Consider the following 22,432-nt stretch of genomic DNA (forward strand, 5'->3'; position numbering starts at 1 on the left):
AGACGCGATGATTCCCGGAGAACTGCTGGCAGCGGACGGCGAGATCGAGCTCAACGTCGGTCGCTCGACCATCACCCTCAACGTGACCAACACCGGCGACCGGCCGGTGCAGGTCGGTTCGCACTATCACTTCCACGAGGCCAACGAGGCGCTGCAATTCGATCGCGCCGCCGCGCGCGGCTTCCGCCTGAACATCGCCGCCGGCACGGCGGTGCGCTTCGAGCCGGGGCAGGGGCGCACGGTCGAACTGATCGCGCTGGCGGGTGACCGCATCGTCTACGGTTTCAATGCGCGGGTCTCGGGGCCTCTATGAACATTGCTATCGACGTAGCCCGGATGCAATCCGGGGTTTCTGGCTGGCCGCACGCACAAACCCCGGATTGCATCCGGGCTACGAATCCGCCAGCTGGAGTTGCCTGACATGCCCCTGAAAATCTCCCGCCAGGCTTACGCCGAGATGTTCGGACCCACCGTCGGCGACCGCATCCGCCTGGCCGATACCGCACTGATCGCCGAAGTCGAAAAGGACTTCACGATCTACGGCGAGGAAGTGAAGTTTGGTGGCGGCAAGGTCATCCGCGACGGCATGGGCCAGTCGCAGCGCATGAGCGCGGACTGCATGGACACCGTCATCACCAATGCGCTGATCATCGATCACTGGGGCATCGTCAAGGCCGACATCGGCATCAAGAATGCGCGCATCCTGCGCATCGGCAAGGCCGGCAATCCGGACATCCAGCCGGGCGTCAACATCGTCATCGGGCCGGGCACCGAGATCATTGCCGGCGAGGGCATGATCGTCACCGCCGGCGGCATCGACAGCCACATCCACTTCATCTGTCCGCAGCAGATCGACGAGGCGCTGAACTCCGGCGTCACGACGATGATCGGCGGCGGTACCGGCCCGGCGACCGGCACCTTCGCAACGACGGTGACCCCCGGCCCCTGGCATATCGAACGCATGCTGCAGGCCGCCGATGCGTATCCGATGAACCTCGGCTTCCTTGGCAAGGGCAACGCCAGTCTGCCGGGACCGCTGACCGAGCAGGTCAACGCCGGTGTCATCGGCCTCAAGCTGCACGAGGACTGGGGCACCACGCCGGCGGCGATCGACTGCTGCCTCGCGGTCGCCGACGAGACCGACACCCAGGTCGCGATCCATTCCGACACGCTCAACGAATCCGGCTTCGTCGAAGCGACCGTCGCCGCGTTCAAGGGCCGCACGATCCACACCTATCACACCGAAGGCGCCGGCGGCGGTCATGCGCCGGACATCATCAAGGTCTGCGGCCTGCCGAACGTGCTGCCGTCGTCGACCAATCCGACGCGGCCGTACACCGTCAACACGCTCGACGAGCATCTCGACATGCTGATGGTCTGCCATCACCTCGATGCCTCGATTGCCGAAGACGTCGCGTTCGCCGAATCGCGCATCCGCAAGGAGACAATCGCCGCCGAGGACATCCTCCACGACCTCGGCGCGTTCTCGATGATCTCGTCCGATTCGCAGGCCATGGGCCGCGTCGGCGAAGTCGTCATCCGCACCTGGCAGACCGCGCACAAGATGAAGATCCAGCGCGGCGCACTGGCGGGCGACCCTGCGCGCAACGACAACGCGCGCATCAAGCGCTATGTGGCCAAGTACACGATCAATCCGGCGCTGACGCATGGCATCGCCCACGAAGTCGGCTCGGTGGAACCGGGCAAGTGGGCCGACCTCGTGCTGTGGAAGCCGGCGTTCTTCGGCGTCAAGCCCTTCCTGATCATCAAGGGCGGCATGATCGTCAGCGCCGCGATGGGCGATCCGAATGCCTCGATCCCGACCCCGCAGCCGGTGCACTACCGGCCGATGTTCGGCGCGCACGGCGGCGCGGTGACGCGCAACTCGCTGACCTTCGTGTCGCAGGCCTCGCTCGCCGCCGGCATCGGAGAACGCTTCGGCCTGCACAAACCGCTCGTCGCGGTGCAGGGCTGCCGCACGGTGACCAAGGCCGACATGATCCATAACAGCTGGCAGCCGGAAGTCTCGGTCGATCCGGAAACCTATGAAGTCATCGCCGATGGGCAGTCGCTGTACTGCGAACCGGCGACCGAGCTGCCGATGGCGCAACGCTACTTCCTGTTCTGATCGTATGCACCGATCACCTGAATCACTCGTAGGATGGGCCGAGCATCGCGAGGCCCATCGTGCAGAGCGCACAACGGTGGGCTTCACTGCGTTCAGCCCACCCTACGATGCCTGGACTTCGCAACAGGTGAGGAACCAGCCATGAGCGCTCTGCTCAAACTCACCACCCGAGTCCCCGCGCCACCGCATGCCGTGCTTCGCGAACTCGTCCTCAGCTACGCCGAACGCGCCCGCAGCCGTCTGCGCGCCGTGCTCGAGGACGGCACCGAAGTCGGCCTGTTCCTGCCGCGCGGCACGCAGTTGCGCGGCGGCGACGGCTTGCTCGCCGAGACCGGCGAAGTGATCCGCGTGCGCGCGGCGATCGAACCGCTGTACCGCGTGACCGCCGCAGCGGATGCGAGTGATCCGGCGTTCGCATTGCTGCGCGCCGCCTATCACCTCGGCAACCGCCACATTCCGCTGGCGCTGTCGCCGACCGAGCTGCTGCTGGAGCCCGATCCGGTGCTGCGCGACATGCTGCTCGGCCTTGGCATGGTCGTCAGCGAATGCGCGACCGCATTCGAGCCGGAGCCCGGTGCCTACGGCGGCGGCCATCGCCACGATCACGACGAACACGCCGGCTCGGTCGGCGAACTGCTGTCGCAACAGGCGCATGCGCGCAATCTGGACATGACGACCCTGCAGTTCCACCGGTGAACAGTCCGCTGCTGCCCAGGCTGCAGGCCCCGCTCGACGTCCCGAGTGATCTGGACGCGATGGGTGCACTGTTGCAGCTGAGCAGTCCGGCGCTGCCGGTCGGTGCGTACAGTTATTCGCAGGGGCTGGAATCGGCGATCGACAAGGGCATCGTCGGCGATGCCGCGTCCGCGCAGATCTGGATCGCCGCGACGCTGAAGCTGGTTCTTGGCCGCTACGAGGCGCCGGTCTGGTGTCGCCTGCGTGCGGCCTGGGATGCACAGGACCCGCAGCGCTTCGAAAACTGGAATAACGAGTTCATCGCCAGCCGCGAAACCCGCGAGCTGCGCGCCGAGACCTTGCAGATGGGTTACTCGCTACGCCAACTGCTGAAGGCGACGAACAGCGAGGCGATTCCAGAAGGCGAGCTGTGCTTTCCTGCGGCTCATGCTGCGGCGAGCGCGCTATGGGCAATCCCGCCGCGGCTCGCGCTGTACGGCTATCTGTACAGCTGGCTGGAGAACCAGGTGATGACCGCGCTCAAGGCGGTGCCGCTCGGCCAGGTGTCCGGCCAGAAGCTGCTGATCGCGATCCGCCCGCAGATCGCCGGGCTCGTCGAACAGGCGTTCGCGCTGCGCGACGAAGAACTCTCGACGCAGGCACCGATGCTTGGCCTGCTCAGCAGTCAACACGAAATCCAATACTCAAGGCTATTCAGGAGCTGATGCATGTCTGAACTCAACACGACGAACGGCGGCCCTTTGCGCGTCGGCATCGGCGGCCCGGTCGGCTCCGGCAAGACCACGCTGGTCGAAGTCCTCTGCAAGCGCATGCGCGACAAGCATCGCCTTGCCGTCGTCACCAACGACATCTACACCAAGGAAGACGAACGCCTGCTGGTCGCCGCCGGCGCGCTCGCGCCGGAACGCATCATGGGCGTCGAGACCGGCGGCTGTCCGCATACCGCGATCCGCGAAGACGCGTCGATCAACCTCGAAGCCGTCGACCGCATGAGCCGGCGCTTTCCGGATCTGGAGCTGATCTTCATCGAATCCGGCGGCGACAATCTCGCCGCGACCTTCAGCCCGGAACTGTCGGACCTGACGATCTATGTCATCGACGTCGCCGGCGGCGAGAAGATTCCACGCAAGGGCGGTCCCGGCATCACCAAGGCCGACCTGCTCGTCATCAACAAGACCGACCTCGCGCCCTATGTCGGCGCCAATCTCGACGTCATGGCCCACGACGCCACGCGCATGCGCGGCAAGCTGCCGTTCGTGATGACCAACCTGAAATCGGGTCAGGGCCTGGATACGGTGATCGACTTCATCGTCACCCGCGGCATGCTCGCGTAAGGCTCAGACCTTCAGTAGGCCGCGGAAGCCGCGGGCGGCGTAATAGGACTGCACGCCGTTGTGGTAGACGAACACCTTGCCGTAGCGCCGGTCGCAGAACAGCGCGCCGCCAAGCTTGCGCACATCGGCCGGCGTCGCGATCCAGCTTGACGTCTTCAGGTCGAACTCACCGAGCGCCTGCAGTTCGCGATACTGCGCCTCGCTCAGCAGTTCGATGCCCATCGCATCGGCCATCTCTACCGCGCTGTCTTTCGGCGCATGCTCCTTGCGCGCGACACGCGCCTCGCGGTCGAAGCAGGTGCTGCGGCGCCCGGTCGGACTTTCCGCCGAGCAGTCGCAGAACGTGAACTGCTTGGCGCCCGCCTTGCCGATCACATCCGGCTCGCCGCCCGTGGCTTCCATTTCCTGCAGCGATTTGAGCGCCGCTGGATTGCTTTCTAGACGGGCCTGCACATCGGCCCAAGCTACGCCAGCGTGGCGCTTCATGTTCTTCTCGAAGCGCAGCTTCAGCGTCTGCAGCAGGTCGTCATGTCCTTTGGCTTTCTTGGTCATCTTTTTGATCTCATCTAACGATGCTCTGATGCCCAGAACTTAACTGGTTTGAATGAAAGTACAGAAATGAAGGCAGACGGTTAACCCAGCTCTGCTCTGGCTTCGTTGTTGAGAGACAGCTTCACGAGCTCCAACTTGGTCAGACCGGAGTTGCTGAGGCCAATATCCTCACGGATAGCAAGGTATAGCGAGTTGACCGCTTCAAATAGCGCTTTCGTATTCTTTCCATCGGATGCAGACTCAAATAGTAGTTGAGCTCTAATCACTTGCGGAGAACCCCAAAGTAGAAGGTCCGATTTGAACTTAAATACATACTGAACTAGCTCTTGTTGGCTAGGCTTCTTCAAAGAGAGATGCGTATTCGACGAGCCGATCATCCTCGATATCATGTCAATGAAGCCTTGGTAAATCTCCACTTTTCTTAGGCGATGGGCTTCTTCAGCTGCGCGTCGGCGCTCATGGGCTTGACTGATCAAGACTGCCGACGTGCCGGCAAGTATCGTTGCCATTGCGCCCACTACGGCTGCTGAAACCTCCGGGCTTGCTGCTGAGATTGCGAGGACAAACTCGCGAACGAGAAACCATACTCCGTACAAGGAGGCACCTACGAGCATAAGTGCCAGAGTCGTGTGGAGGGCCTTTCGATACCTTGCATTCATGACGTGACGTCCCGTGAGTGGGTTAGTAGAGATCAGGCGGCGCAGATGAGGTCGAACAGGGATCCCGGCTGCGGATAGGACTTTTGAATGCTAGTTCGGGGGATAGAGAGCAGAGCCTAAGTTCTCTAACACCTGCCCCTTCACCCGATCCATCCGATACCCATTCGTGACGATCTCCCACAGCCCGCGTTCAAGATCGCTGGTCTTGAACAGCCAGTCCGCAAACGGAATCGTCAGGTTCAGATTGTGATCGCTCATCAGCCGGTGGTGATGATGAATCCAGTGGTTGCGTCGCATGGTGTTGACGATGGGAATGCGCGCGAGCACCGGCCAGGGCGGTAGATGCGCCGCGGTGTGGAGGATTTCGTAGCTCAGGTAGTGCGTCATGCCGCCAATCATCCACAGCCAGCCGGCGTTGGGGCCGAACAGCAGTGCCCAGACGGCGGCGAGGCCGAGGTGGAGCAGGCCGAGGCCGACGACGGCGTAGGGCGGGAAGAACATGATGCGGTACTCGCGGTGCGAGTCGACGGTCATGCAGTCGTCGGTGAAGTAGTGATGGTGCTCGACGGTGTGGCGCTGCCACAGCGCACGCAGCCAGGGGATGCGCTGATGCAGAGCGTAGCGGTGCAGCCACCATTCGCCGACGTTGGAAAACAGATAGGCGACGACGAAGCTGAGCCAGGCCCAGCTCGGATGGAACAGGTGGTCGGCGCTCCAGGCGATGTAGGCGATGCCGAGACCGAAGATCCACAGTCCATGCAGCCAGCCGTTGTAATGACGGCCGATGCCTTGCTGGTACTGCTGGCGAAACTGGCGCTGACGTTCATCCATTCCGCTGGCCCCCCTGCGGTTTGTCACATCGGCTACATGTCCGCAATTTAGCATTCCCGCTCTTGCGGGTTTTGCCGCCCGTTACGTCAGCCAGGGATGCTCATGCCTCAGCCACAGATCACCGACGCCAGCCGGCGCGATTTCCTGCGTTATGTCTTCCTGACGGCCGGTGCCGCGTCAACGCCGGCCTGGCTGAGCGCCTGCTCGTCGTCGGCCGGAGTTGTCGGCGGCGGTGGTGGCGGCAGTGCGGAATTCACGATTGCGCCGGGACCGCTCGCGGATATCGGGCCGCTGGTCGATACCGGCGTTGACGGTGTCATGGCTGCCGAAGGGTTCAGCGTCCGCGCGGTGGCCAGGCATCTGACCAATCCGCTGACCGGCCTGTTCGATCCGCTCGGCTTGACCGGTTACAACTGGCACACCTCGCCGGATGGCGGCGCCTGCTATGCGACCGAGGACGGCGGCTGGGTCTATGTATCGAACAGCGAATCGACGCCGGGCGGCGTCGGTGCGCTGCGTTTTGCGGCGGACGGCACGATTGCCGATGCGTACCGGATCCTGAACGGCACGCGCAACAACTGCGCCGGCGGCGCGACGCCCTGGAAGACCTGGCTGTCCTGCGAGGAAACGGTCAACGGCGAGGTCTTCGAGTGCAATCCGTTCGGCTCGCCGGACGATGCCGTCGCCAAGCCGGCACTGGGCATCTTCAATCACGAAGCGGCGGCGGTCGATCTGCCGACGCGCACGGTGTTCCTCACCGAAGACGCCGGCGATGGCCGCCTGTATCGCTTCGTCGCCGACGCGAGCGATGTCGATGGCGAGCGCCTGCGCATGCAGAGCGGGCGTCTGCAGGTGCTCAACGTGGTCGGTTACGAGAACGGAGGCTATCCGGCCGAAGACGCGCTGATCCGCACGCTGCATCGCACGCAGTGGGTCGACGTGGTTCGTCCGGAAGCGGCGCAGAGCGGCGTGCGCACCGAGCTGAGCAATGCCGGCAGCACAGTGCCGGGCACCGTGTTCAAGGGCGGCGAAGGCATCTGGATCTACGACGTGCCGGCCGGTCTGCGCAGCATCCCGCCGGGCGGCAGCACGCAGACGCGCGCGTTCGTGTTCTTCGCCTGCAAGGGCGACAACCGCGTGTTCGCCTACGACATCGACAATGGCCTGATCGAATCGGTGTTCGACAATGCGTCGATCGATCCGGCGTATGACGACGTCGACAACGTCGTCGTGTCGCCGGCCGGCGACGTGCTGGTGGCCGAAGACGGCGAGGCGATGCGTTTGATGGTTGTCGTGCCGAACCGGCCGTCAAAGGTGCTGGTACAGATCACGCTCGGCGGCTCGGAAATCACCGGGCCGGCGTTCTCGCCGGACGGCAGCCGGCTGTACTTCAGCTCGCAGCGCGGACCGAACCTGCCGGTCGGCAACACCGGCACCGGCGTGACTTACGAGCTGACGATTCCGGAAGCGTTCCGCGCCCGGAGCTGAAGACGTAAAGACCGTCATTCCCACCTGCGCGGGAATGACGGGTTCCGTTACGCAGAGCGCTGGATGAATTCGATCTTGTAGCCGTCCGGATCTTCGACGAAGGCGATCACCGTCGTGCCGTGCTTCATCGGCCCGGCTTCGCGCGTGACCTTGCCGCCCTGTGCCTTGACCCGCTCGCAGGCGGCGTAGGCATCGGGGACGGCGAGTGCGATGTGGCCGAACGCGGTGCCGAGTTCGTACTTCGCAACGCCGTAGTTGTAGGTCAGCTCCAGCTCCGCGCCGCCATCGGCATTGCCGTTGCCGTAGCCGAGAAACGCCAGCGTGAATTCACCGGCTGGATAGTCCTTGCGGCTCAGCAGTTTCATGCCGAGCACTTCGGTATAGAAGGCGATGGACCGGTCGAGGTCGCCGACGCGGAGCATGGTGTGCAGGATGCGCATGGGTTTTCAGCCTGTGGGCGGAGGGGCTGCGCACTGTCGCGCCTTGCCGCCTTCGCTGCAACACTTCATTCCGTTCGTGTCGAACACCGTAGCCCGGATGAAATCCGGGGTCTGCCCCGTCTGCGGGCTGGCAACCCCGGATTTCATCCGGGCTACGCGGCTAGATCGACTGCCCGCCTTCAATGACGTCAAACAAATCGAGACGGGTTTCGATCTCGTCGAGTTCGCGCAGCTGCTTGCAGAGCTTTTCCGCATCCCTCTCCAGCGGCTTCGCGCGGCTTTCGATGCGGCGGTCGACGATGCGTTCGAGATATTCGGCGCGGGCGTCGATCGCTTGCGGATTGAAGATCGCCTGACCGACGAACGACGCGACGCTGCCGACCATGTTTGCGGCGAGGCTGGCAGCGAGTGCGCCGAACTCGCCGTCGATCGCCTGGCTGCGCAGGGCGCGGCCGGCGGGCAGGCGGCGGCCGTCGAATTCCTGGTGCAGGCGCAGGGTCAGTTCTTCGCTGCGCTCGATGATGCGGTCGATCATCGAGTCGTCGCCGGACAGGCCGGCGGTGACCAGCGCGACGGCTTCGATGCCGAGCTGCGCGGCGCGCAGCGCAATGTCGGTGACGGCCGGCACGACGATCTGCATGCCGTCGTGATAGCGGCGCGCGAGTTCGCGCTGCGCATCGCTGAGCTCGACCGGCTTGCCGTTGCGGGTCACGCCGTCGCCGATGAAATCCCAGTTGCGGCCATCGGCCTCGATGCGCACGCGGTCGCCGCTCAGCGTGATGTCGTGGTCCAGTTCGTAGTCGCAATGGCTGTCGATATCGACATCGGCCGCCTGCGCGCCGACCGCGAAAACCATCAACAGCGCCACCCCAGTTGCTTTCAGCATGTCACTTCTCCCGGTGATATGGGAGCTATGGAGCAAGCGCTGGGCCAACTTTAGAGTCAATAAAAACAAATAGTTATAAAGCCGTCATAAGGTGACTGTGGTGTAACTGGCGAAGCCTTGGCGAAAAAGCTCAACCCTGGGCTGGCGCCTCCAAGGCCTCCGCCACCGCCTGCCAGGCCGCGCGCTTGAGCGCGAAGCTGAGCCCGGCATGGGCCGGGCTGGTCGATGGCAGGGTCCGCAGTTCCAGCGAGCCGGCCGGCAGACCCGGCAGCACCTGGCGGCGGAAGGTCTGCGCGGCGGTGCTGCCGTTGAAGAACACCGCGCGGATCCGCGGGTGGGTCTTGAAGAAGTGCGCGAAGTCGTTGGGGACGCCCGAGTCCCTGACGATGTCGGCGTCCAGGCTGCCCGGCCGTTCGCAGTGGCCGAGCACGTCCCACAGCGCGACGCCGGCCTGCTTCAGCGCCGCCAGCCTCGCGCCGTAGTCCAGCTGCGGATCGAAGCCGAGCAGATCGCCCATCAGCGGCCAGAACGCATTGCGCGGATGCGCGTAGTAGCGCTGCGCCTGCAAGGACGCGACGCCCGGCATGCTGCCGAGGATCAGCACGCGCGCATCCGCGGCCGCGACCGGCGCAAAGCTGCTGACGCGGCTGGGCGACGGGCTCAGGGCCACTGCGTCGCGAGTCGTTCGAAGTCCTTCGACTGCGTGCGCACGACGCAGAAGCGTTGGCCGGTCGGCGCTTCCATGACCCACCAGGTGTTGATGTGTTTCACGCGGCTGGCGCCGAGCGCTTCGAGCCGCTGCACCTCGGCCTCGACGTTGTCGGTCTCGATGTCGAGATGCAGGCGGCTGTCGTGCGACACCTTCTGCACCTCGATATGCAGGCCGTGCTGCGCATCGAGCAGGCGCACGTAGTTCTCACCTTCGCTGCCGTCGAGTCCGCGCCGCTGCATGCCCAGTGCGCCGCCCCAGAAGGCCGATGCCGCCGGCAGGTCCGCAGTCTTGCAGTCGATGATGAAGCCGGCCAGCTTGCTCTTGTGCATGCGTCGCTCCGTGGTTCTGTCGATCCCTGGCGTCGTAGGATGTCCAAATGACCTCCAAACCGCCACTGCGCGCCGGCGTTGCCGCGAGCACCGTGCAACTGCCGCCGGGACGCTGGCCGAGCCTGTATGACTTTCTGTGCGCGCATTTCGCGACGATCGCCGCCGCGGAATGGCGCGCGCGCTTCGAGCGGGGGCTGGTATTCGACGAAAGCGGCGCGCCGCTGGCGCTCAATGCACCGTATTGTTCCGGCCAGCGCGTGCACTACTACCGCGAACTGGCGAGCGAAGTCGCGGTGCCCTTCGAAGCACGCGTACTTTTTCGCGACGAGCATCTGCTGATTGCCGACAAGCCGCATTTCCTGCCGGTGATTCCGTCCGGCAGACACCTGCAGGAGACTCTGCTGGTGCGGCTCAAGCACGCACTGGATCTGCCGGCGCTGACACCGCTGCACCGAATCGACCGCGACACCGCGGGCCTGGTGATGTTCTCGGTCAATCCACAGACACGGGCGACCTACCAGTCGCTGTTCCCGCAGCGCGCGATGCACAAGGTCTACGAGGCGCTGGCGCCCGCGTTGCCGGCGCTGCAGTTTCCGCTGGAGCGGCGCAGCCGCATCGTCACCGGCGAGCCGTTCTTCCGCAGCAGCGAAGCGGACGGCGAGCCGAACAGCCAGACGCGGATCGAAGTGCTCGAGACGCGCGGCACGCACAGTCTGTATCGCCTGTTTCCGGTCACCGGCCGCAAGCATCAGCTGCGCGTACACCTGGCGGCGCTTGGCGCGAGCATCGTCAATGATCCGTTCTATCCGGAGCTGGCTGCCGAGATCGCGCCGGATGATTTCAGCCGGCCGCTGCAGCTGCTCGCGCGTTCGCTGCGGTTCGTCGATCCGCTGAGCGGGGTGGAGCGGGAGTTTGTTAGCGAGCGGGCGTTGGATTGGGGTTCAATTCCAGCCTAGGGTTCAGCTGCGGCATCTCGATACACCGGCTTCGCCGGCACTCGATGCGAACGGGGATTTTGTGGGCTCACGACAAAATCCGTTCGTCTCGAGTGCCACGCGCAGCGTGGTGTATCGAGAGACCAGCGCCAAAGCTCAGCTGATCACTAGTTCCCCCGAACCCGGCAGGCGCGTCACCAGCTCGGCATCGACCAGCTTCGACGGTGTATACGCGCCACCGGCGGGTTTGCTCTTCAGCACGTGATCGACGACCGCCAGCGAGCCGGTCACCGTCAGGCTGTAGCCGTTCGCGGTCTTGATCCGCGCCGTGCGCGTTTCGCCCTTGGCATTCTTTGCCTCACCCCAGACGTGCGTCGTCAGCTGGTCGCGCGTGCTTTCGTCGGGACCTTTGACGGTCTTGCCGATGCGGTTCTTGATCAGCGTCTGCACGAAGCCGAGGCCGAGCAGCGGGCGGATGTAGTTGGCGCGTTGCGCGCCCTTGATCATGCCGGGCGAACCCGGAATGAACACTTCGATGTTCGGAATGCCGGTGCTGTGATAGGCGGTGGAAACGTCACCCCAGGGAATCGTCATCGCCAGCTTCTCGCCGGCGCCGAAATCGATCTTGCGCACCTTGTAGGCGAGCGGCGTGGACACCAGCTTGCCGTCGCGGCGCACCTTGCCGCCCTGCGCGAGGCCTTCGACCGAGGTCTTCGCGGTGCCTGGCGAGAAGCCGCTGCGCGAGTCGAAGCCCAGCGCCAGATGCGTCGCATCGGGCAGCGCGGCCTTGAGCGCGGCGGCGACGCAGTCGGTCGGAATCACGTCGAAGCCGACGCCGGGGCACAGTACGACGCCGGCAAGCTTGGCGCGTGCACCGAGTTCCTGCGCCAGCTCGAACACGGCGATCTCGCCGGTGATGTCGAGGTAATGCGCGCGCGCATTGAGGCAGCCTTCCATCATCGGCCGCGCGGTTGCCGAGAACGGGCCGGCGCAGTGCAGCACCAGGCCGATGCCGCGCAGGCCGTTGGCGACCGCATCCGAGGCGTCCAGGCTGAAGGCGCGTGCTTCAAGGCCCAGCTCCTTGGCGAGCGGACCGAGCTTGTCGGCCGAGCGTGCGGCGAGTACCGGCTTGAGGCCGCGGCGCACCGCTTCACGTGCAATCAGTTCGCCGGTGTAGCCGTTGGCGCCGTAGATCATCCATTGAGTTGTCACAGGGTCTCTCCGAAAAATTTCTTCTCGTCATTCCCGCGAAAGCGGGAATCCAGGGCGGAGAGCGCAGTGGCTTGAGCCCTGGATTCCCGCCTTCGCGGGAATGACGTCTTCATCAGCCCATCTTCGCCACGATCTTCAGCGGCAGCACGCGCATCGCGAAGCCGAGCGCGGTCCACGGCCAGCGCGGCACGCAGGCGCTCGCCGGTTCGCGTTCGATCGCGGCAACCAGTGCGCGCGAGCCGGTTTCGGTGTCGACGATGAACGGTGTTTTCTTGACCTTCTCGTTGATCTCCGAGCGGATGTAGCCGGGGAAGATCGTCGTGACCTTGATCGGCGTGCGCATCAGGTCGGCGCGGATGCCTTCGGTCAGCGTCGCCAGCGCGGCCTTGGTCGCGGCGTAGGTCGTCAGGTTGCGCGGCATGCCGCGCATCGCGCTCATCGACGAGATCGTGACCAGATGGCCGGCGTTCTGTTCGCGGAAGATCTGCACCGCGGCTTCGCACTGCGCGAGTGCAGCGATGAAGTTGGTCTCTGCGGTCTGCCGGTTCGCATAGAAGTAGCCGGTGCCGATCGGCTGACCCTTGCCGAGGCCGGCGTTGACCAGCACGCGGTCGAGCGTGCCGAACTCGTCGCGAAAAGACTTGAAGACCTCGAAGACCTGATCGTAGTTGTTGACGTCGAGCGCGCGGACGCTGACGTGGATGCCCGGATACGCAGCGCTGAGTTCGGCCTTCAGTTCGTTGAGGCGGTCGGTGCGGCGCGCGCACAGCGCGAGGTTGCAGCCGAGGCGGGCGAACTCGCGGGCCATGCCGCGGCCGATGCCGGAGCTGGCGCCGGTGATCAGGATGTTCTTGCGCATGGTCTTTTATCGATAAGAAATGAGGTGCGAGTGCGCACCTTCGAAATGGGCGTGGTCGTTGAGCGCGGACAGGTACAGGCCGCGCTCCGAGTAGATCAGCTTGGTCAGGCCGGCGTTGGCGATGATCCAGTTGAGGCGGAAGGTGTTGCGGTCGTCGAGCTGCAGCATGCGCTGCGCCACCGCGCTGATCGCGCCGCCGGACGTGAACACCAGCGCGGTCTGCGACTTGCCGAGGCTCTCGTGCAGCTTCGTCAGCGCGCCGCTGACGCGCGAGCAGAAGCCGGCCCAGCTTTCCGGATAGTCGTCGTTGTGCTGGCCGCCGACCCAGCGGGCGATGGCCTCTTCGAACACCGCCTGGAACGCGCGGCGCGGATTCGGTTCCCTGGCCAGCTCCAGCTTCATCGCGACCTGGTCGCGCCAGCGCGGCGTGTGGCCGGCGATGATCGCGACGTGGTCGTACTCGTTCCAGCCGGCATCGGTTTCCCATTGCGCCGGCGCACCGAGCTGTTCGAGCGCGGCCTGCGCGGTTTCGCGATGGCGCAGCATGCCGCCGCAGATGATGCGGTCGGGCTTGATGCCGCGCGTCGCCAGGCTCTGGCCGAGCACGCGCGCCTGCTCGACGCCGGTGTTCGACAGCTTGTCGTAGTCGTCAGCGCCGAACGAAGCCTGGCCGTGACGGATGAGATAGATCGCGCCCATGGGGCACCCGCGTGTGAGGAGGCGCACACGGTAAGCCCTACGGCCGAATCAATCCATTGAATGTTCTGAATGGATGGCCATCAGCCCGGCGAATGCACGAAACGCCAGCCCGGGACTCAGCGGCCGGCGTTGATCGCGACGGCGAAGGCCTGCAGCAGCTCGGCGAATTCGCCGCTCATCAGTGCGAAATCGATCTCGAACTGCTGTTCGGCGGCGAGGCCGTCGCTCTCTTCCTTGACCTTTTCCATGTCGAGGAACTTGAGGCGGCGGATCTGCACCTTGTCGTCGACGACGAAGCTGATGCGATGCTTGAAGGTCAGCGCAAGGCGCATGACGACCTTGCCGTTCGACAGATGGCCGGCGATGTCCTTGCCGTCGAGCGCGTGGCGCAGATAGCGCACGGTGGCCTTCAGCTCGTCGGTGCCGGTCAGCTCGCATTCGTCGTCGAGATCGAACTCGCCCGGCGCCTGCTTGGCGGCGAGCCACTGCGTCATCAGCGCGCTCATCGACGGTTCGGATTGCAGCGGCGTCACCGGCAGCTCGCCCAGCGCGTTGCGCAGGGTCTGCGTGAAATCGTCGGCGCGCGTCGGCGAGCTGGTGTCGACGACCAGCCAGCCGTTCTCGAAATCAAACCAGCCGCGCGTCTCGCGGCGGCGCGAGAACGCGCGCGGCGTCAGTTCGACCGCGACCTGGTCCTTGATCTCGCTCTTGGCCTTGCGGCCGAGCTTGAAGCCCTTGTCGTTCTCGAGCTTCTGGATGCGTTCGTTGGCGGTCTGGTTGACGACCGAAGCAGGCAGCAGTTTCTCGTCCGTGCCCATGCAGATCAGCGCCTGCTTTTCCTGGCCGTAGGCGAACTGGCCGGCGCTGTTGACCGGCACCCAGCCCTGCGTCTTCAGCGTCAGGCCGATGCAGGCCTGCAAGGGAAATTCGGTCAGCGTCGCTTCGAGTTCAGCCGGCGTGCGCGACCAGCCCGGCGACAGGCGATAGACAGTCAGATTCTTGAACCACATAGGCGTTCAGGGATTGCGGCAGGGAGAGGCGCCGGGCTTGCCAGCGCGAAGGGCCGCGATGATAGCAATACGGGCGCGGCCGTTCCGCGCTGGGCAAAACCTGCCCAGCTGTCGCCGTCCACCGAAAACAGAAAACCCCGGCGTGGCCGGGGTTTGGGTGGAGAAGCTGAGAATCAGAGCTTGCCGGCGTCGGACTTGCTGTCGTCCTTGCCGCGCTTGCGCTCGCTGCGATGCGCGGCACGCTCGGCCTTGGCTTCGGCAAGACCGGTCGCCTGTTCCGCCGTGATCAGCTGGGCGGCAACCGCCTTGTCGATCACGGTCTGGTGCGCGCTCTTCATCGCGGCGTGCATCGTGTCGCGATCGAGGCCGAGCGCTTCGGCGGTTTCGCGCGGGCCCTTGTCCTTGAGCATCGCACTGATTTCCGCCTGCGACTTGCCGGTGCGCGTCGCGAGATCGGCGCTCAGCACGTTGCCGACGGCGATGCGTTCCATCGAGGCGTGGTGGCCGCGCATCATGTGCTCGTGGCGCGGGCGGTCAGGCTTGGCGGCCGTGTCGTCGGTGGCGGCGTAGGCAGCGGCCGTTGCAAGGCTCAGGCCGGCAATCAGGGTGGCAATCGTCATTCGGGTCTTCATCGAAAATCTCCTTTGGGTGAAGCGGGCATTGCGGGGGCTTTGCCGTACGGGATGCAGAGTAGGCTTCGAATATGGGGACATCGTGTAGAAAGCCTGCGGAGACCCTGTGGTCGCACCAAGCTTCAGACGAGCGACCTAGAATGGCCGTCATGCGCATTCCCCTGTTCTGGAAGCTGTTTGCCGTACAGCTGCTGGCCGCCGCGACGCTGATCAGCGGCGTGCTGCTGCTCGCGCGCCACCAGACGGCGATGAGCTTCGCCGCGTATGTCGAAGTGCGCGAGCGCCAGCGTCTTGAGGATGTGGCCGAACGCATCGCCGAACGCTACGGACAGAATCCGGACCTGCGCGCCGCCGCGGTCGAGGTGCCGGAGTTCCGTCATCGTCTCGATCCGCGCCCGACGCCGCCGGGCCGCGAAGGGCGCTTGCCGAGGCCGCGTCTGCGCGCGCCGCTGAGCCTGCTCGATGCGGACGGCCGCTGGGTCGGCGGCGCACCGCTGCCGCCGGATGTGGCCGAGTCGCTGCGCACGCCGATCGAAGCGGATCGCGGCGTCATCGGCTTTCTCGTGCGTCCGCCGTTGCCGGCCTGGATTGCGCCGGAGGAAGCCGGCTTTGCGCGGCGCCAAGCCAGCAGCCTGCTGCGCATCACCGTGCTGAGCCTGACGCTGGCAACCGTGTTCGCTGCCTTGAGCAGCGCACTGATCCTGCGCCCGATCCGCCGTCTCTCCGCCGGCGCCTCGGCGCTGACACGCCGCGAGTTCGCGACGCGCGTCGACGTCAACCGGCGCGACGAGCTCGGCCAGCTGGCCGATGACTTCAACCGCCTCGCCGATGCGCTGCAGGGCTACGACACCCAGCAGCGCCAGTGGCTGGCCGACATTGCGCATGAACTGCGCACGCCCGTCGCGGTGCTGCGCGGCGAACTCGAAGCGCTGCTCGACGGCATTCGCGCATTCTCGCCGGACAGCCTGCATTCTCTGCAGCAGGAAGTGCTGCGCCTGAACACCTTGATCGAGGATCTGCATCTGCTGTCGCTTGCCGAGTCGGGCGGCCTGCGCATGACGATGGAATCGCTGGATCTGTCGACGCTGCTGCGCGATGCGCTGCAGCGCTTCGATTCGCGCCTGCGCAGTGCCGGTTTCACGGTGCAGACAGACATTGTTCCGGTGCCGTCCGTGCAGGCGGATGCCCAGCGCATCGCGCAGGTGCTGGGCAATCTGCTGGAGAACGTCATGCGGCATGCCCGGCCCGGGCTGTTGAAAGTACGGCTTGCCGGCAGCGCCGCCGGCGTCGGTGTCCGGATCGAAGATGCCGGCCCCGGCGTGCCTGCCGAAGCGCTGCCGCGTCTGTTCGACCGGCTGTATCGCGTGCAGCACGCACGCACGCGTCACGATGGCGGCGCCGGTCTGGGGCTGGCGATCTGCCGGTCCATCGTCGAGGCACATGGGGGGCGGATCGACGCCTACGCCGCCGCGACCGGGGGACTCGGCATCCACATCGAACTGCCCAAGGTGAGCGCATGAACCAGACATCGAAGCAGCGGGTGCTGATCGTCGAGGACGAAACCAAGATCGCTTCCGTGCTGCAGGACTACTTCGTCCATGCCGGCTTCGAGGTCGAGGTGCTCGACAACGGCGATCGCGTGCTCGAGGCGCTGCGGCTGCGGCCGGCGGATCTGGTTGTCCTCGACATCCAGCTGCCCGGCAAGGACGGGCTGACGCTGTGCCGCGAGCTGCGCGCGCTCGGTCCCGATCCGGCGATCATGATGGTCACCGCGCGCGTCGAGGAGGTCGACCGTCTGCTCGGCCTCGAGCTCGGCGCCGATGACTACGTCTGCAAGCCCTTCAGCCCGCGTGAGGTGGTTGCGCGCGCGCGCGGCATTCTGCGCCGCCTGCATCCGCAGGTGACGGCCAGCAACATCCTGCGCATCGGGCCGCTGGAGCTGGATCAGAACGGACACACGCTGCGCATCAACGGCGAGGTCATGAACCTGACGCCGATCGAGTTCCGCCTGCTGGCGATGATGATCGAACAGCCGCGCCGGGTCTGGTCGCGCGGGCAGCTGCTGGAGCGCGCGCGCGGCACGGATTTCTCCGGCTACGAGCGCAATATCGACGGGCATGTGAAGAACCTGCGGCGCAAGCTGCGCGATCAGCTGCAGGATCAGGACCCGATCCGCAGCGTTTACGGTGTCGGTTACGGCCTCGATGCCGAAGTCCTTGGAAAATTCTGACGCGAGCCCGCATGAACAAGAACACTGCGCTGCAATGGATCCGCATCGTCGCCGTCTTCGATCTGCTGGCGACCGTGCCGATGGCCTTGCCGGTTGTCGGCGACTTCTACGCCGCCCTGCTGTTCACCAACTTCGGGCTCAGCGCGGCGCCGGCATCGTTGCTGCCGCTGCCGCCGGTGGCTTCGCTGTTCATTGCTCTGGCCGGGGTGCTCGGCGCGTTGTGGAACGGTTGCCGTGCGCGCCATCCCGAGCTGCTGCCGCTGACGCAGTTCGATATTGCCGGGCGCTGCGCGGTCGCGGCGCTGCTGGTCTATTTCCTGCTGCTGGTCGGCGTGCCCGCGGTGCTGTGGGCGTTCGTGGCGACTGAACTGGTTGGCGCGCTGATCGAATGGCGCGCCTTGCGCGCCTTGCGCAGCGGCCCGGGCTGACTCTACTAAGGCGTCCGGTAACTTGGGCGGCTACACTCGCGCACCCCAAGTGACTGCCTGCCGCCCGGCCTTGATCGACCCAGCCGCTGTTCACCAACTGCCCGAGCATTTCCCCGAGTTCGGTCGCCATGTTCCGCGCCGCGGCAACGCGTTCTCGCGCGCGCTCGGCCGCGGCCTGCTGCGCCTGTTCGGCTGGCGCGTGGTCGGCAACCCGCCGGACGCGGCGCATTTCCTGGTCACCGCCGCGCCGCATACCTCGAATCTCGATGGCCTGCTGTTCCTGATCGCCACTTTCGCAATGGGTCTCGATCTGCACTGGATCGCCAAGCACACCCTGTTCGAAGGTTTCTGGGGCGGCATGCTGCGCTGGATGGGCGGCGTCGGCATCGACCGCCGCAAGCCGGGCGGCATGGTCGAGCAGGTGGCCCAGCAATTCCGCACGCGGTCCGAGCTGGTGCTGGTGATCGCGCCGGAGGGTACGCGCGCGCGCACCGAGCAATGGAAGAGCGGCTTCTATCGCATGGCCGAGGCCGCGAATGTGCCGATCGCGCTGGGTTTCATGGACTACAAGAGCCGCCGCGTCGGCTTCGGACCGGCGCTGATGCCCAGCGGCGATTTCGAAGCCGATCTGCAGCGGATGGCGGCGTTCTACCGGATTGTCGCGCCGCGCTGGCCGGAGCGCTTCAGCCTGCCGGTGCCGAGGACCGGCGACAGCGCTGAATAGGCGCTGCATCCGCTTTCGAGCGGGGTCCGTATCAAGGGGTGGTAACTCCGTTGCGATCGCCTTAATGCCTTCGGCGTTCGTGACACCCCTTGGGGCCGCGTCTTCGCGGCCCTTTTTTTGTGTTCTCAGGCCTTCGTTTTGCGCTTCGGCGTCAGCATCGTGCCGATGCACTTCTTGTGGCCGCAGCGGCAGCCCCAGATCTTCTTCATGCGCGGCGTGTGGGCTTCGTCGAGCGTGATGCCGTAATCGTAGGTCAGCTCTTCGCCGGCGCGGATCGCGCGGACGGTCTCGATGTAGACCTTGTCCTTGCTGTTGTCCTTGCTGTCTTCGTAATGCACGGCTTCGCAGTTCGGGGCGCAGCTGTGGTTGAGCCAGCGCGCCGAGTTGCCGTCGACGTTGGCGTCGACGACCCAGTCGTCGTTGAGCGTGAACAGGAAGGTGTGGCCGCTTTCGGTATCGCCGCCGTAGCACTGGTCGATCTCATCATGCCGGCGCAGGGCGCCGCGATACTGGATCAGGCGCAGGCCCTTGGGCAGGTCGCGCGCGGCGAAGACGCCGTTGCCGTGGATCTTGGATTGACGGACGAGGAGATTGCGGGCCATGAGCTGCGGAGATCGTGAGGGAGCGGGATTATGCCCAAGCCGAGCACATTGCGTGCCATTCAGAGGCAAATTTGCCGCTGATGCTCGACGTTCACCGGCCATAAAGGTTTGGCCCCCCAGGCTATGCCGGCACCTTGGGTGTCCTAACAAAAGCGAAGAGAACATGAACGCACGCCTGATTTCGACTTACGCAATTGCTGCCAGCGCCATGCTGGCCCTGCCGCTCGCGGCCAATGCGCATAACTACACCTATGTCGAAGGTGGTTACGTCAGCCTGGACAACGACGCACAGGACGACTCCGGCTTCCGCATCGCCGGTTCCGGCGCGGTAGCGCCTTCCTTTGCGGTGATCGGCGAGTACGTCGACACCGGCGACTTCGAACAGCTCAGCGCCGGCGCGGTTTTCCATGCGCCGATCGACCGCAGCCTCGACTGGTTCGCCGGTGCGACGATCGAGATGGTCGACGTCCCGGGCGACGACGACACCGGCTTCGGCCTGCGCGGCGGTCTGCGCTGGTCGTTCGCCAAGGCTTTCGAGCTGATCCCGGAAATCCGCCATGTCGACGTCTTCGACGACGGTTTCACCTCGCTGCGCGTCACCGGTCTGTACCGCGTCGCGCCGCGCCTGGACATCCAGGCCGCGCTGCAGGGCGGTGATGACGATCGCTTCGAAGCGGGCCTGCGCTACAACTTCTAAGGCCTGACAGTGATGTCCGACGGCCCGGCTGCCCCCGCAGTCGGGCCGTTGTCGTTAACAGGCCCTAGTACAGGCCCTAGTACAGGCCCATGCTCAGGCCGGCGGCCAGGGTCTGTCCCAGTTCCTGCGCCTGATCCAGCGCGCCTGCGGCGATGCCGCCCTGGCTGATCAGCGGATCGGCGACCAGCTGCCATCCATAGCCGGTTGCGATGCGCTCGACCGCGCGCACCGCGCCGCTGCCGTCGTTGTCACAGCTGATCAGCAGCACATATGGCAGGCCGATGGTCTTGCCCTCGGCCGGGTAATAGGTGCGATCCATGAAGTCCTTCATCGCGCCGGACATGTAGCCGAAATTCTCCGGCGTGCAGAGGATCAGGCCCTGGGCCCACAGCAGATCGTCGAGCCCGGCATCGCCGGCGCGCAGCATGCGCAGCTCCACTTCGTCCGCGAGCAGACGTGCGCCGGCCGCCGCCGCTTCGGCGAGTTGTCGGGTATGTCCGCTCTGGCTGTGCCAGACCAGCAGCAGGTGCTTCATGGACGGCGCTCGGGCTGTTGCCGACGGCAAGCATACCTGTCGCGCCGGCGAATCACTGCCGAACGGGCGCGTGCCACAATGCCTGAAACCCCGATACCCGCAGCGCCGCCATGCCTCAGATTTCCGCCAACGGTCTCAAGCTCGAATACGAAACCTTCGGTCACGCCAGCAAGCCGGCGATCCTGCTGATCATGGGGCTGGGCAGTCAGCTGGTGCTGTGGCCGGATGCGTTCTGCCAGCGCCTGGCCGCCGCCGGCTACTACGTCATCCGCTTCGACAATCGCGACATCGGCCTGTCGAGCAAGCTCGATCATCTGGGCAAGCCGCATCTGCTGCGCACCAGCCTGGCCTACACGATCGGCCTCAAGGTGCGCGCGCCCTACCTGCTCGACGACATGGCGCTGGACGCGGTCGGCCTGCTCGATGCGCTGGGCATCAAGAACGCACATGTGGTCGGTGCGTCGATGGGCGGCATGATCGCGCAGCTGCTTGCCGCACAGCACGGTTCGCGCGTACGCAGCCTGACGTCGATCATGTCGAGCAGCGGCCACCGCTGGTTGCCGGGGCCGACCTGGCCGGTGCGTCTGCGCATGATCAACCGGCCGAAGACCTTCGACCGCGACAGCCTCGTTGCCCACGGTATGAAGACCTGGCGCATGATCGGCAGCCCGGGTTACCGGGAAGAAGACGAAGCGCTGCGCGCGAAGATCGCCGGTCAGATCGATCGCGGCATTCATCCCGCCGGCTTCGTGCGGCAGATCGCCGCGATCATGGCCTCCGGCAGCCGCGTGCCCTTGCTGCGCAAGATCAAGGCGCCGGTGCTGATCATCCACGGCAAGCAGGATCCGCTGGTGAAGGTCGCCGCCGCGCACAACCTGGCGCGGCATCTGCCGAACGCGACGGTCGAGATCATCGACGGCATGGGCCATGACCTGCCGAGTGGGCTGCTGCCGCGCATCGAGCAGCTGATCCTGCATCACCTGAAACACGCCGAACGCGATCACGCGCGGGCGACGTCGGAACGCAGGCGCGCCTAGGTTCATTGGCGCGACCAACAAAAAAGCCGTCGGCGAACCGACGGCTTGGTTGACCGGCTGGCGAGCGCTTACTTGCGCTTCGCAGCCTTCTTGGCGGGCTTCTTGACCGCCTTCTTCGCAGCTTTCTTTGCCGGCGCTTTCTTGGCGGCCTTCTTGGCCGCCTTCTTTGCAGCAGGCTTCTTCTTGCCGACGCCGGCTTCGGACTGCAGCAGCGCCAGCAGCTTCTCGACGATGCCGGCGACCGGCGTGCCCTTGACCGCACCCTTGAACTGATCGACGCGCGACTGGTGCGACATCACCCAGTTGAGTGCCGCGTCGGCAGCCTTGGCACGCAGCTTCTTCACTTGCGTCTTGCGCGTGCTGGCAGCGCTGGTCAGCTTCTTGCGAATGGCCTGAACCTGAACTTCAATCGGATTGTCTGCCATGTTGCGGTTCCTCTGAGCGATGGAAGCCTGAGCATATTGACTTGCCGTGCAACATGCCAGCGGTGGTGGATGCCGATGCTCAGATTCCCATCGCACTCAAGGTGTGCACGATGCGCTGAAGCAGGGCGGATGCCTGCGGATGTTCGACTTCGAATTCGGTCGCCGCCTGGTTGATGCCCGCCAGCAGTGTTGCCTCAGGCGTCGACGGCGTTGCCGGATCGAGCTGATCTTCGAGGCGTGCGACGAGCGCGAGCAGCTTGTCGCGACCGGGCGACGATTCCGGCAGTCGGTCCAGCTCGCTGCGCAAGGCAGTGACGTGGCGCTGCAGTTCCTGCTCGTTCATCGGTTCTCT

29 protein-coding genes are annotated in these 22,432 nt (G+C 65.2%); 13 read left to right on the forward strand and 16 right to left on the reverse strand.

The window, feature by feature from the left end; all coding sequences use genetic code 11:
- Positions 1-7: 7 nt before the first annotated feature.
- The 5 genes from AC3WUF_RS18310 to ureG all read left to right on the forward strand — a co-directional run bounded on the left by AC3WUF_RS18310 (position 8) and on the right by ureG (position 4,158).
- Entirely contained in the window at positions 8-313 is a 306-nt protein-coding gene (locus tag AC3WUF_RS18310; protein WP_492428259.1) for an urease subunit beta, read from the forward strand.
- Between the two features lie 108 nt (positions 314-421).
- Positions 422-2,128 carry an urease subunit alpha gene (gene ureC, locus AC3WUF_RS18315; RefSeq protein ID WP_492428261.1) on the forward strand — a complete coding sequence of 569 codons (1,707 nt, stop codon included), beginning with the start codon at positions 422-424 and terminating at the stop codon, positions 2,126-2,128.
- Between the two features lie 141 nt (positions 2,129-2,269).
- Complete coding sequence (gene ureE / locus AC3WUF_RS18320) at positions 2,270-2,824, forward strand: urease accessory protein UreE (RefSeq protein ID WP_492428263.1); 555 nt, start codon at positions 2,270-2,272, stop codon at positions 2,822-2,824.
- On the forward strand, positions 2,821-3,528 hold the full coding sequence (locus tag AC3WUF_RS18325) for an urease accessory protein UreF (RefSeq protein ID WP_492428265.1): 708 nt from the start codon (positions 2,821-2,823) through the stop codon (positions 3,526-3,528). The genes ureE and AC3WUF_RS18325 overlap by 4 nt, the downstream gene beginning before the upstream one ends.
- Positions 3,529-3,531: 3 nt before the next feature.
- On the forward strand, positions 3,532-4,158 hold the full coding sequence (gene ureG / locus AC3WUF_RS18330) for an urease accessory protein UreG (RefSeq protein WP_492428267.1): 627 nt from the start codon (positions 3,532-3,534) through the stop codon (positions 4,156-4,158).
- 3 nt (positions 4,159-4,161) lie between these two features.
- Here the strand turns inward: ureG and AC3WUF_RS18335 are convergent, their stop codons facing one another.
- The 3 genes from AC3WUF_RS18335 to AC3WUF_RS18345 all read right to left on the reverse strand — a co-directional run bounded on the left by AC3WUF_RS18335 (position 4,162) and on the right by AC3WUF_RS18345 (position 6,200).
- The gene (locus tag AC3WUF_RS18335) at positions 4,162-4,710 is read right to left on the reverse strand and encodes a DUF4256 domain-containing protein (protein WP_492428269.1); all 549 of its coding nucleotides are present in this window, start codon (positions 4,708-4,710) and stop codon (positions 4,162-4,164) included.
- A gap of 80 nt (positions 4,711-4,790) precedes the next feature.
- Positions 4,791-5,369, reverse strand: a complete 579-nt coding sequence (locus tag AC3WUF_RS18340; protein WP_492428271.1) for a hypothetical protein — start codon at positions 5,367-5,369, stop codon at positions 4,791-4,793.
- A 90-nt stretch (positions 5,370-5,459) separates the two neighbouring features.
- Complete coding sequence (locus AC3WUF_RS18345) at positions 5,460-6,200, reverse strand: sterol desaturase family protein (RefSeq protein WP_492428273.1); 741 nt, start codon at positions 6,198-6,200, stop codon at positions 5,460-5,462.
- Positions 6,201-6,302: 102 nt separating this feature from the next.
- Here AC3WUF_RS18345 and AC3WUF_RS18350 point away from each other — a divergent pair, with 102 nt between their 5' ends.
- On the forward strand, positions 6,303-7,688 hold the full coding sequence (locus AC3WUF_RS18350) for an alkaline phosphatase PhoX (RefSeq protein ID WP_492428275.1): 1,386 nt from the start codon (positions 6,303-6,305) through the stop codon (positions 7,686-7,688).
- 47 nt (positions 7,689-7,735) lie between these two features.
- Here AC3WUF_RS18350 and gloA read toward each other — a convergent pair whose 3' ends face one another.
- The 4 genes from gloA to AC3WUF_RS18370 all read right to left on the reverse strand — a co-directional run bounded on the left by gloA (position 7,736) and on the right by AC3WUF_RS18370 (position 10,055).
- On the reverse strand, positions 7,736-8,128 hold the full coding sequence (gene gloA, locus AC3WUF_RS18355) for a lactoylglutathione lyase (protein ID WP_492428277.1): 393 nt from the start codon (positions 8,126-8,128) through the stop codon (positions 7,736-7,738).
- 160 nt (positions 8,129-8,288) lie between these two features.
- A complete protein-coding gene (locus AC3WUF_RS18360; protein WP_492428279.1) occupies positions 8,289-9,014 on the reverse strand; it encodes a DUF2884 family protein in 726 nt (241 codons plus the stop codon).
- Positions 9,015-9,144: 130 nt separating this feature from the next.
- On the reverse strand, positions 9,145-9,678 hold the full coding sequence (locus AC3WUF_RS18365; protein ID WP_492428446.1) for a DNA-deoxyinosine glycosylase: 534 nt from the start codon (positions 9,676-9,678) through the stop codon (positions 9,145-9,147).
- Positions 9,675-10,055 (reverse strand): VOC family protein, encoded by a 381-nt coding sequence (locus AC3WUF_RS18370; protein WP_492428281.1) that lies wholly within the window; start codon positions 10,053-10,055, stop codon positions 9,675-9,677. The genes AC3WUF_RS18365 and AC3WUF_RS18370 overlap by 4 nt, the downstream gene beginning before the upstream one ends.
- A gap of 47 nt (positions 10,056-10,102) precedes the next feature.
- On the opposite strand from AC3WUF_RS18370, the gene AC3WUF_RS18375 reads away from it, so the two are divergent.
- A complete protein-coding gene (locus AC3WUF_RS18375) occupies positions 10,103-11,011 on the forward strand; it encodes a pseudouridine synthase (protein ID WP_492428283.1) in 909 nt (302 codons plus the stop codon).
- A 135-nt stretch (positions 11,012-11,146) separates the two neighbouring features.
- Here AC3WUF_RS18375 and AC3WUF_RS18380 read toward each other — a convergent pair whose 3' ends face one another.
- The 5 genes from AC3WUF_RS18380 to AC3WUF_RS18400 all read right to left on the reverse strand — a co-directional run bounded on the left by AC3WUF_RS18380 (position 11,147) and on the right by AC3WUF_RS18400 (position 15,402).
- Positions 11,147-12,220 carry a saccharopine dehydrogenase family protein gene (locus AC3WUF_RS18380; protein ID WP_492428448.1) on the reverse strand — a complete coding sequence of 358 codons (1,074 nt, stop codon included), beginning with the start codon at positions 12,218-12,220 and terminating at the stop codon, positions 11,147-11,149.
- A 94-nt stretch (positions 12,221-12,314) separates the two neighbouring features.
- Positions 12,315-13,061, reverse strand: a complete 747-nt coding sequence (locus tag AC3WUF_RS18385) for an SDR family oxidoreductase (RefSeq protein ID WP_492428285.1) — start codon at positions 13,059-13,061, stop codon at positions 12,315-12,317.
- Positions 13,062-13,067: 6 nt separating this feature from the next.
- The gene (locus tag AC3WUF_RS18390) at positions 13,068-13,760 is read right to left on the reverse strand and encodes a histidine phosphatase family protein (protein WP_492428287.1); all 693 of its coding nucleotides are present in this window, start codon (positions 13,758-13,760) and stop codon (positions 13,068-13,070) included.
- Between the two features lie 116 nt (positions 13,761-13,876).
- Complete coding sequence (locus AC3WUF_RS18395; RefSeq protein WP_492428289.1) at positions 13,877-14,770, reverse strand: recombination-associated protein RdgC; 894 nt, start codon at positions 14,768-14,770, stop codon at positions 13,877-13,879.
- A 173-nt stretch (positions 14,771-14,943) separates the two neighbouring features.
- On the reverse strand, positions 14,944-15,402 hold the full coding sequence (locus AC3WUF_RS18400; protein WP_492428291.1) for a hypothetical protein: 459 nt from the start codon (positions 15,400-15,402) through the stop codon (positions 14,944-14,946).
- A 149-nt stretch (positions 15,403-15,551) separates the two neighbouring features.
- Here AC3WUF_RS18400 and AC3WUF_RS18405 point away from each other — a divergent pair, with 149 nt between their 5' ends.
- The 4 genes from AC3WUF_RS18405 (at position 15,552) to AC3WUF_RS18420 (ending at position 18,784) form a co-directional block, all read left to right on the forward strand.
- Positions 15,552-16,922 (forward strand): ATP-binding protein, encoded by a 1,371-nt coding sequence (locus AC3WUF_RS18405; RefSeq protein ID WP_492428293.1) that lies wholly within the window; start codon positions 15,552-15,554, stop codon positions 16,920-16,922.
- Positions 16,919-17,632 carry a response regulator gene (locus AC3WUF_RS18410; protein ID WP_492428295.1) on the forward strand — a complete coding sequence of 238 codons (714 nt, stop codon included), beginning with the start codon at positions 16,919-16,921 and terminating at the stop codon, positions 17,630-17,632. The genes AC3WUF_RS18405 and AC3WUF_RS18410 overlap by 4 nt, the downstream gene beginning before the upstream one ends.
- 11 nt (positions 17,633-17,643) lie before the next feature.
- Positions 17,644-18,060 carry a hypothetical protein gene (locus tag AC3WUF_RS18415; protein WP_492428297.1) on the forward strand — a complete coding sequence of 139 codons (417 nt, stop codon included), beginning with the start codon at positions 17,644-17,646 and terminating at the stop codon, positions 18,058-18,060.
- A 70-nt stretch (positions 18,061-18,130) separates the two neighbouring features.
- Positions 18,131-18,784: a lysophospholipid acyltransferase family protein gene (locus AC3WUF_RS18420; RefSeq protein ID WP_492428299.1), complete on the forward strand. Its 654-nt coding sequence runs from the start codon at positions 18,131-18,133 to the stop codon at positions 18,782-18,784.
- 125 nt (positions 18,785-18,909) lie between these two features.
- Here AC3WUF_RS18420 and AC3WUF_RS18425 read toward each other — a convergent pair whose 3' ends face one another.
- Positions 18,910-19,386, reverse strand: a complete 477-nt coding sequence (locus AC3WUF_RS18425) for an SET domain-containing protein (protein WP_492428301.1) — start codon at positions 19,384-19,386, stop codon at positions 18,910-18,912.
- Positions 19,387-19,549: 163 nt separating this feature from the next.
- Between AC3WUF_RS18425 and AC3WUF_RS18430 the strand changes: the two genes are divergently transcribed.
- The gene (locus tag AC3WUF_RS18430) at positions 19,550-20,083 is read left to right on the forward strand and encodes a hypothetical protein (protein ID WP_492428303.1); all 534 of its coding nucleotides are present in this window, start codon (positions 19,550-19,552) and stop codon (positions 20,081-20,083) included.
- Positions 20,084-20,159: 76 nt separating this feature from the next.
- On the opposite strand, the gene AC3WUF_RS18435 is transcribed toward AC3WUF_RS18430, so the two are convergent.
- Positions 20,160-20,618: a flavodoxin family protein gene (locus AC3WUF_RS18435; RefSeq protein ID WP_492428305.1), complete on the reverse strand. Its 459-nt coding sequence runs from the start codon at positions 20,616-20,618 to the stop codon at positions 20,160-20,162.
- 110 nt (positions 20,619-20,728) lie between these two features.
- Between AC3WUF_RS18435 and AC3WUF_RS18440 the strand changes: the two genes are divergently transcribed.
- A complete protein-coding gene (locus AC3WUF_RS18440; RefSeq protein ID WP_492428307.1) occupies positions 20,729-21,655 on the forward strand; it encodes an alpha/beta fold hydrolase in 927 nt (308 codons plus the stop codon).
- 68 nt (positions 21,656-21,723) lie between these two features.
- Here AC3WUF_RS18440 and AC3WUF_RS18445 read toward each other — a convergent pair whose 3' ends face one another.
- Together AC3WUF_RS18445 and AC3WUF_RS18450 are read right to left on the reverse strand one after the other, a co-directional pair.
- Positions 21,724-22,080 (reverse strand): hypothetical protein, encoded by a 357-nt coding sequence (locus tag AC3WUF_RS18445; protein WP_492428309.1) that lies wholly within the window; start codon positions 22,078-22,080, stop codon positions 21,724-21,726.
- Between the two features lie 79 nt (positions 22,081-22,159).
- Entirely contained in the window at positions 22,160-22,423 is a 264-nt protein-coding gene (locus tag AC3WUF_RS18450) for a DUF4404 family protein (RefSeq protein ID WP_492428311.1), read from the reverse strand.
- Positions 22,424-22,432 lie beyond the last annotated feature (9 nt).

It is taken from the genome of Fontimonas sp. FW305-C-3 (assembly GCF_058783185.1).

Coding starts and splice junctions, on each gene's coding strand:
- AC3WUF_RS18310 (WP_492428259.1), top strand. CDS start 8: ATGATTCCCGGAGAACTGCTGGCAGCGGACGGCGAGATCGAGCTCAAC.
- ureC (WP_492428261.1), top strand. CDS start 422: ATGCCCCTGAAAATCTCCCGCCAGGCTTACGCCGAGATGTTCGGACCC.
- ureE (WP_492428263.1), top strand. CDS start 2,270: ATGAGCGCTCTGCTCAAACTCACCACCCGAGTCCCCGCGCCACCGCAT.
- ureG (WP_492428267.1), top strand. CDS start 3,532: ATGTCTGAACTCAACACGACGAACGGCGGCCCTTTGCGCGTCGGCATC.
- AC3WUF_RS18335 (WP_492428269.1), bottom strand. CDS start 4,710: ATGACCAAGAAAGCCAAAGGACATGACGACCTGCTGCAGACGCTGAAG.
- AC3WUF_RS18340 (WP_492428271.1), bottom strand. CDS start 5,369: ATGAATGCAAGGTATCGAAAGGCCCTCCACACGACTCTGGCACTTATG.
- AC3WUF_RS18345 (WP_492428273.1), bottom strand. CDS start 6,200: ATGGATGAACGTCAGCGCCAGTTTCGCCAGCAGTACCAGCAAGGCATC.
- AC3WUF_RS18350 (WP_492428275.1), top strand. CDS start 6,303: ATGCCTCAGCCACAGATCACCGACGCCAGCCGGCGCGATTTCCTGCGT.
- gloA (WP_492428277.1), bottom strand. CDS start 8,128: ATGCGCATCCTGCACACCATGCTCCGCGTCGGCGACCTCGACCGGTCC.
- AC3WUF_RS18360 (WP_492428279.1), bottom strand. CDS start 9,014: ATGCTGAAAGCAACTGGGGTGGCGCTGTTGATGGTTTTCGCGGTCGGC.
- AC3WUF_RS18370 (WP_492428281.1), bottom strand. CDS start 10,055: ATGCACAAGAGCAAGCTGGCCGGCTTCATCATCGACTGCAAGACTGCG.
- AC3WUF_RS18375 (WP_492428283.1), top strand. CDS start 10,103: ATGACCTCCAAACCGCCACTGCGCGCCGGCGTTGCCGCGAGCACCGTG.
- AC3WUF_RS18385 (WP_492428285.1), bottom strand. CDS start 13,061: ATGCGCAAGAACATCCTGATCACCGGCGCCAGCTCCGGCATCGGCCGC.
- AC3WUF_RS18390 (WP_492428287.1), bottom strand. CDS start 13,760: ATGGGCGCGATCTATCTCATCCGTCACGGCCAGGCTTCGTTCGGCGCT.
- AC3WUF_RS18395 (WP_492428289.1), bottom strand. CDS start 14,770: ATGTGGTTCAAGAATCTGACTGTCTATCGCCTGTCGCCGGGCTGGTCG.
- AC3WUF_RS18400 (WP_492428291.1), bottom strand. CDS start 15,402: ATGAAGACCCGAATGACGATTGCCACCCTGATTGCCGGCCTGAGCCTT.
- AC3WUF_RS18405 (WP_492428293.1), top strand. CDS start 15,552: ATGCGCATTCCCCTGTTCTGGAAGCTGTTTGCCGTACAGCTGCTGGCC.
- AC3WUF_RS18410 (WP_492428295.1), top strand. CDS start 16,919: ATGAACCAGACATCGAAGCAGCGGGTGCTGATCGTCGAGGACGAAACC.
- AC3WUF_RS18415 (WP_492428297.1), top strand. CDS start 17,644: ATGAACAAGAACACTGCGCTGCAATGGATCCGCATCGTCGCCGTCTTC.
- AC3WUF_RS18425 (WP_492428301.1), bottom strand. CDS start 19,386: ATGGCCCGCAATCTCCTCGTCCGTCAATCCAAGATCCACGGCAACGGC.
- AC3WUF_RS18430 (WP_492428303.1), top strand. CDS start 19,550: ATGAACGCACGCCTGATTTCGACTTACGCAATTGCTGCCAGCGCCATG.
- AC3WUF_RS18435 (WP_492428305.1), bottom strand. CDS start 20,618: ATGAAGCACCTGCTGCTGGTCTGGCACAGCCAGAGCGGACATACCCGA.
- AC3WUF_RS18440 (WP_492428307.1), top strand. CDS start 20,729: ATGCCTCAGATTTCCGCCAACGGTCTCAAGCTCGAATACGAAACCTTC.
- AC3WUF_RS18445 (WP_492428309.1), bottom strand. CDS start 22,080: ATGGCAGACAATCCGATTGAAGTTCAGGTTCAGGCCATTCGCAAGAAG.
- AC3WUF_RS18450 (WP_492428311.1), bottom strand. CDS start 22,423: ATGAACGAGCAGGAACTGCAGCGCCACGTCACTGCCTTGCGCAGCGAG.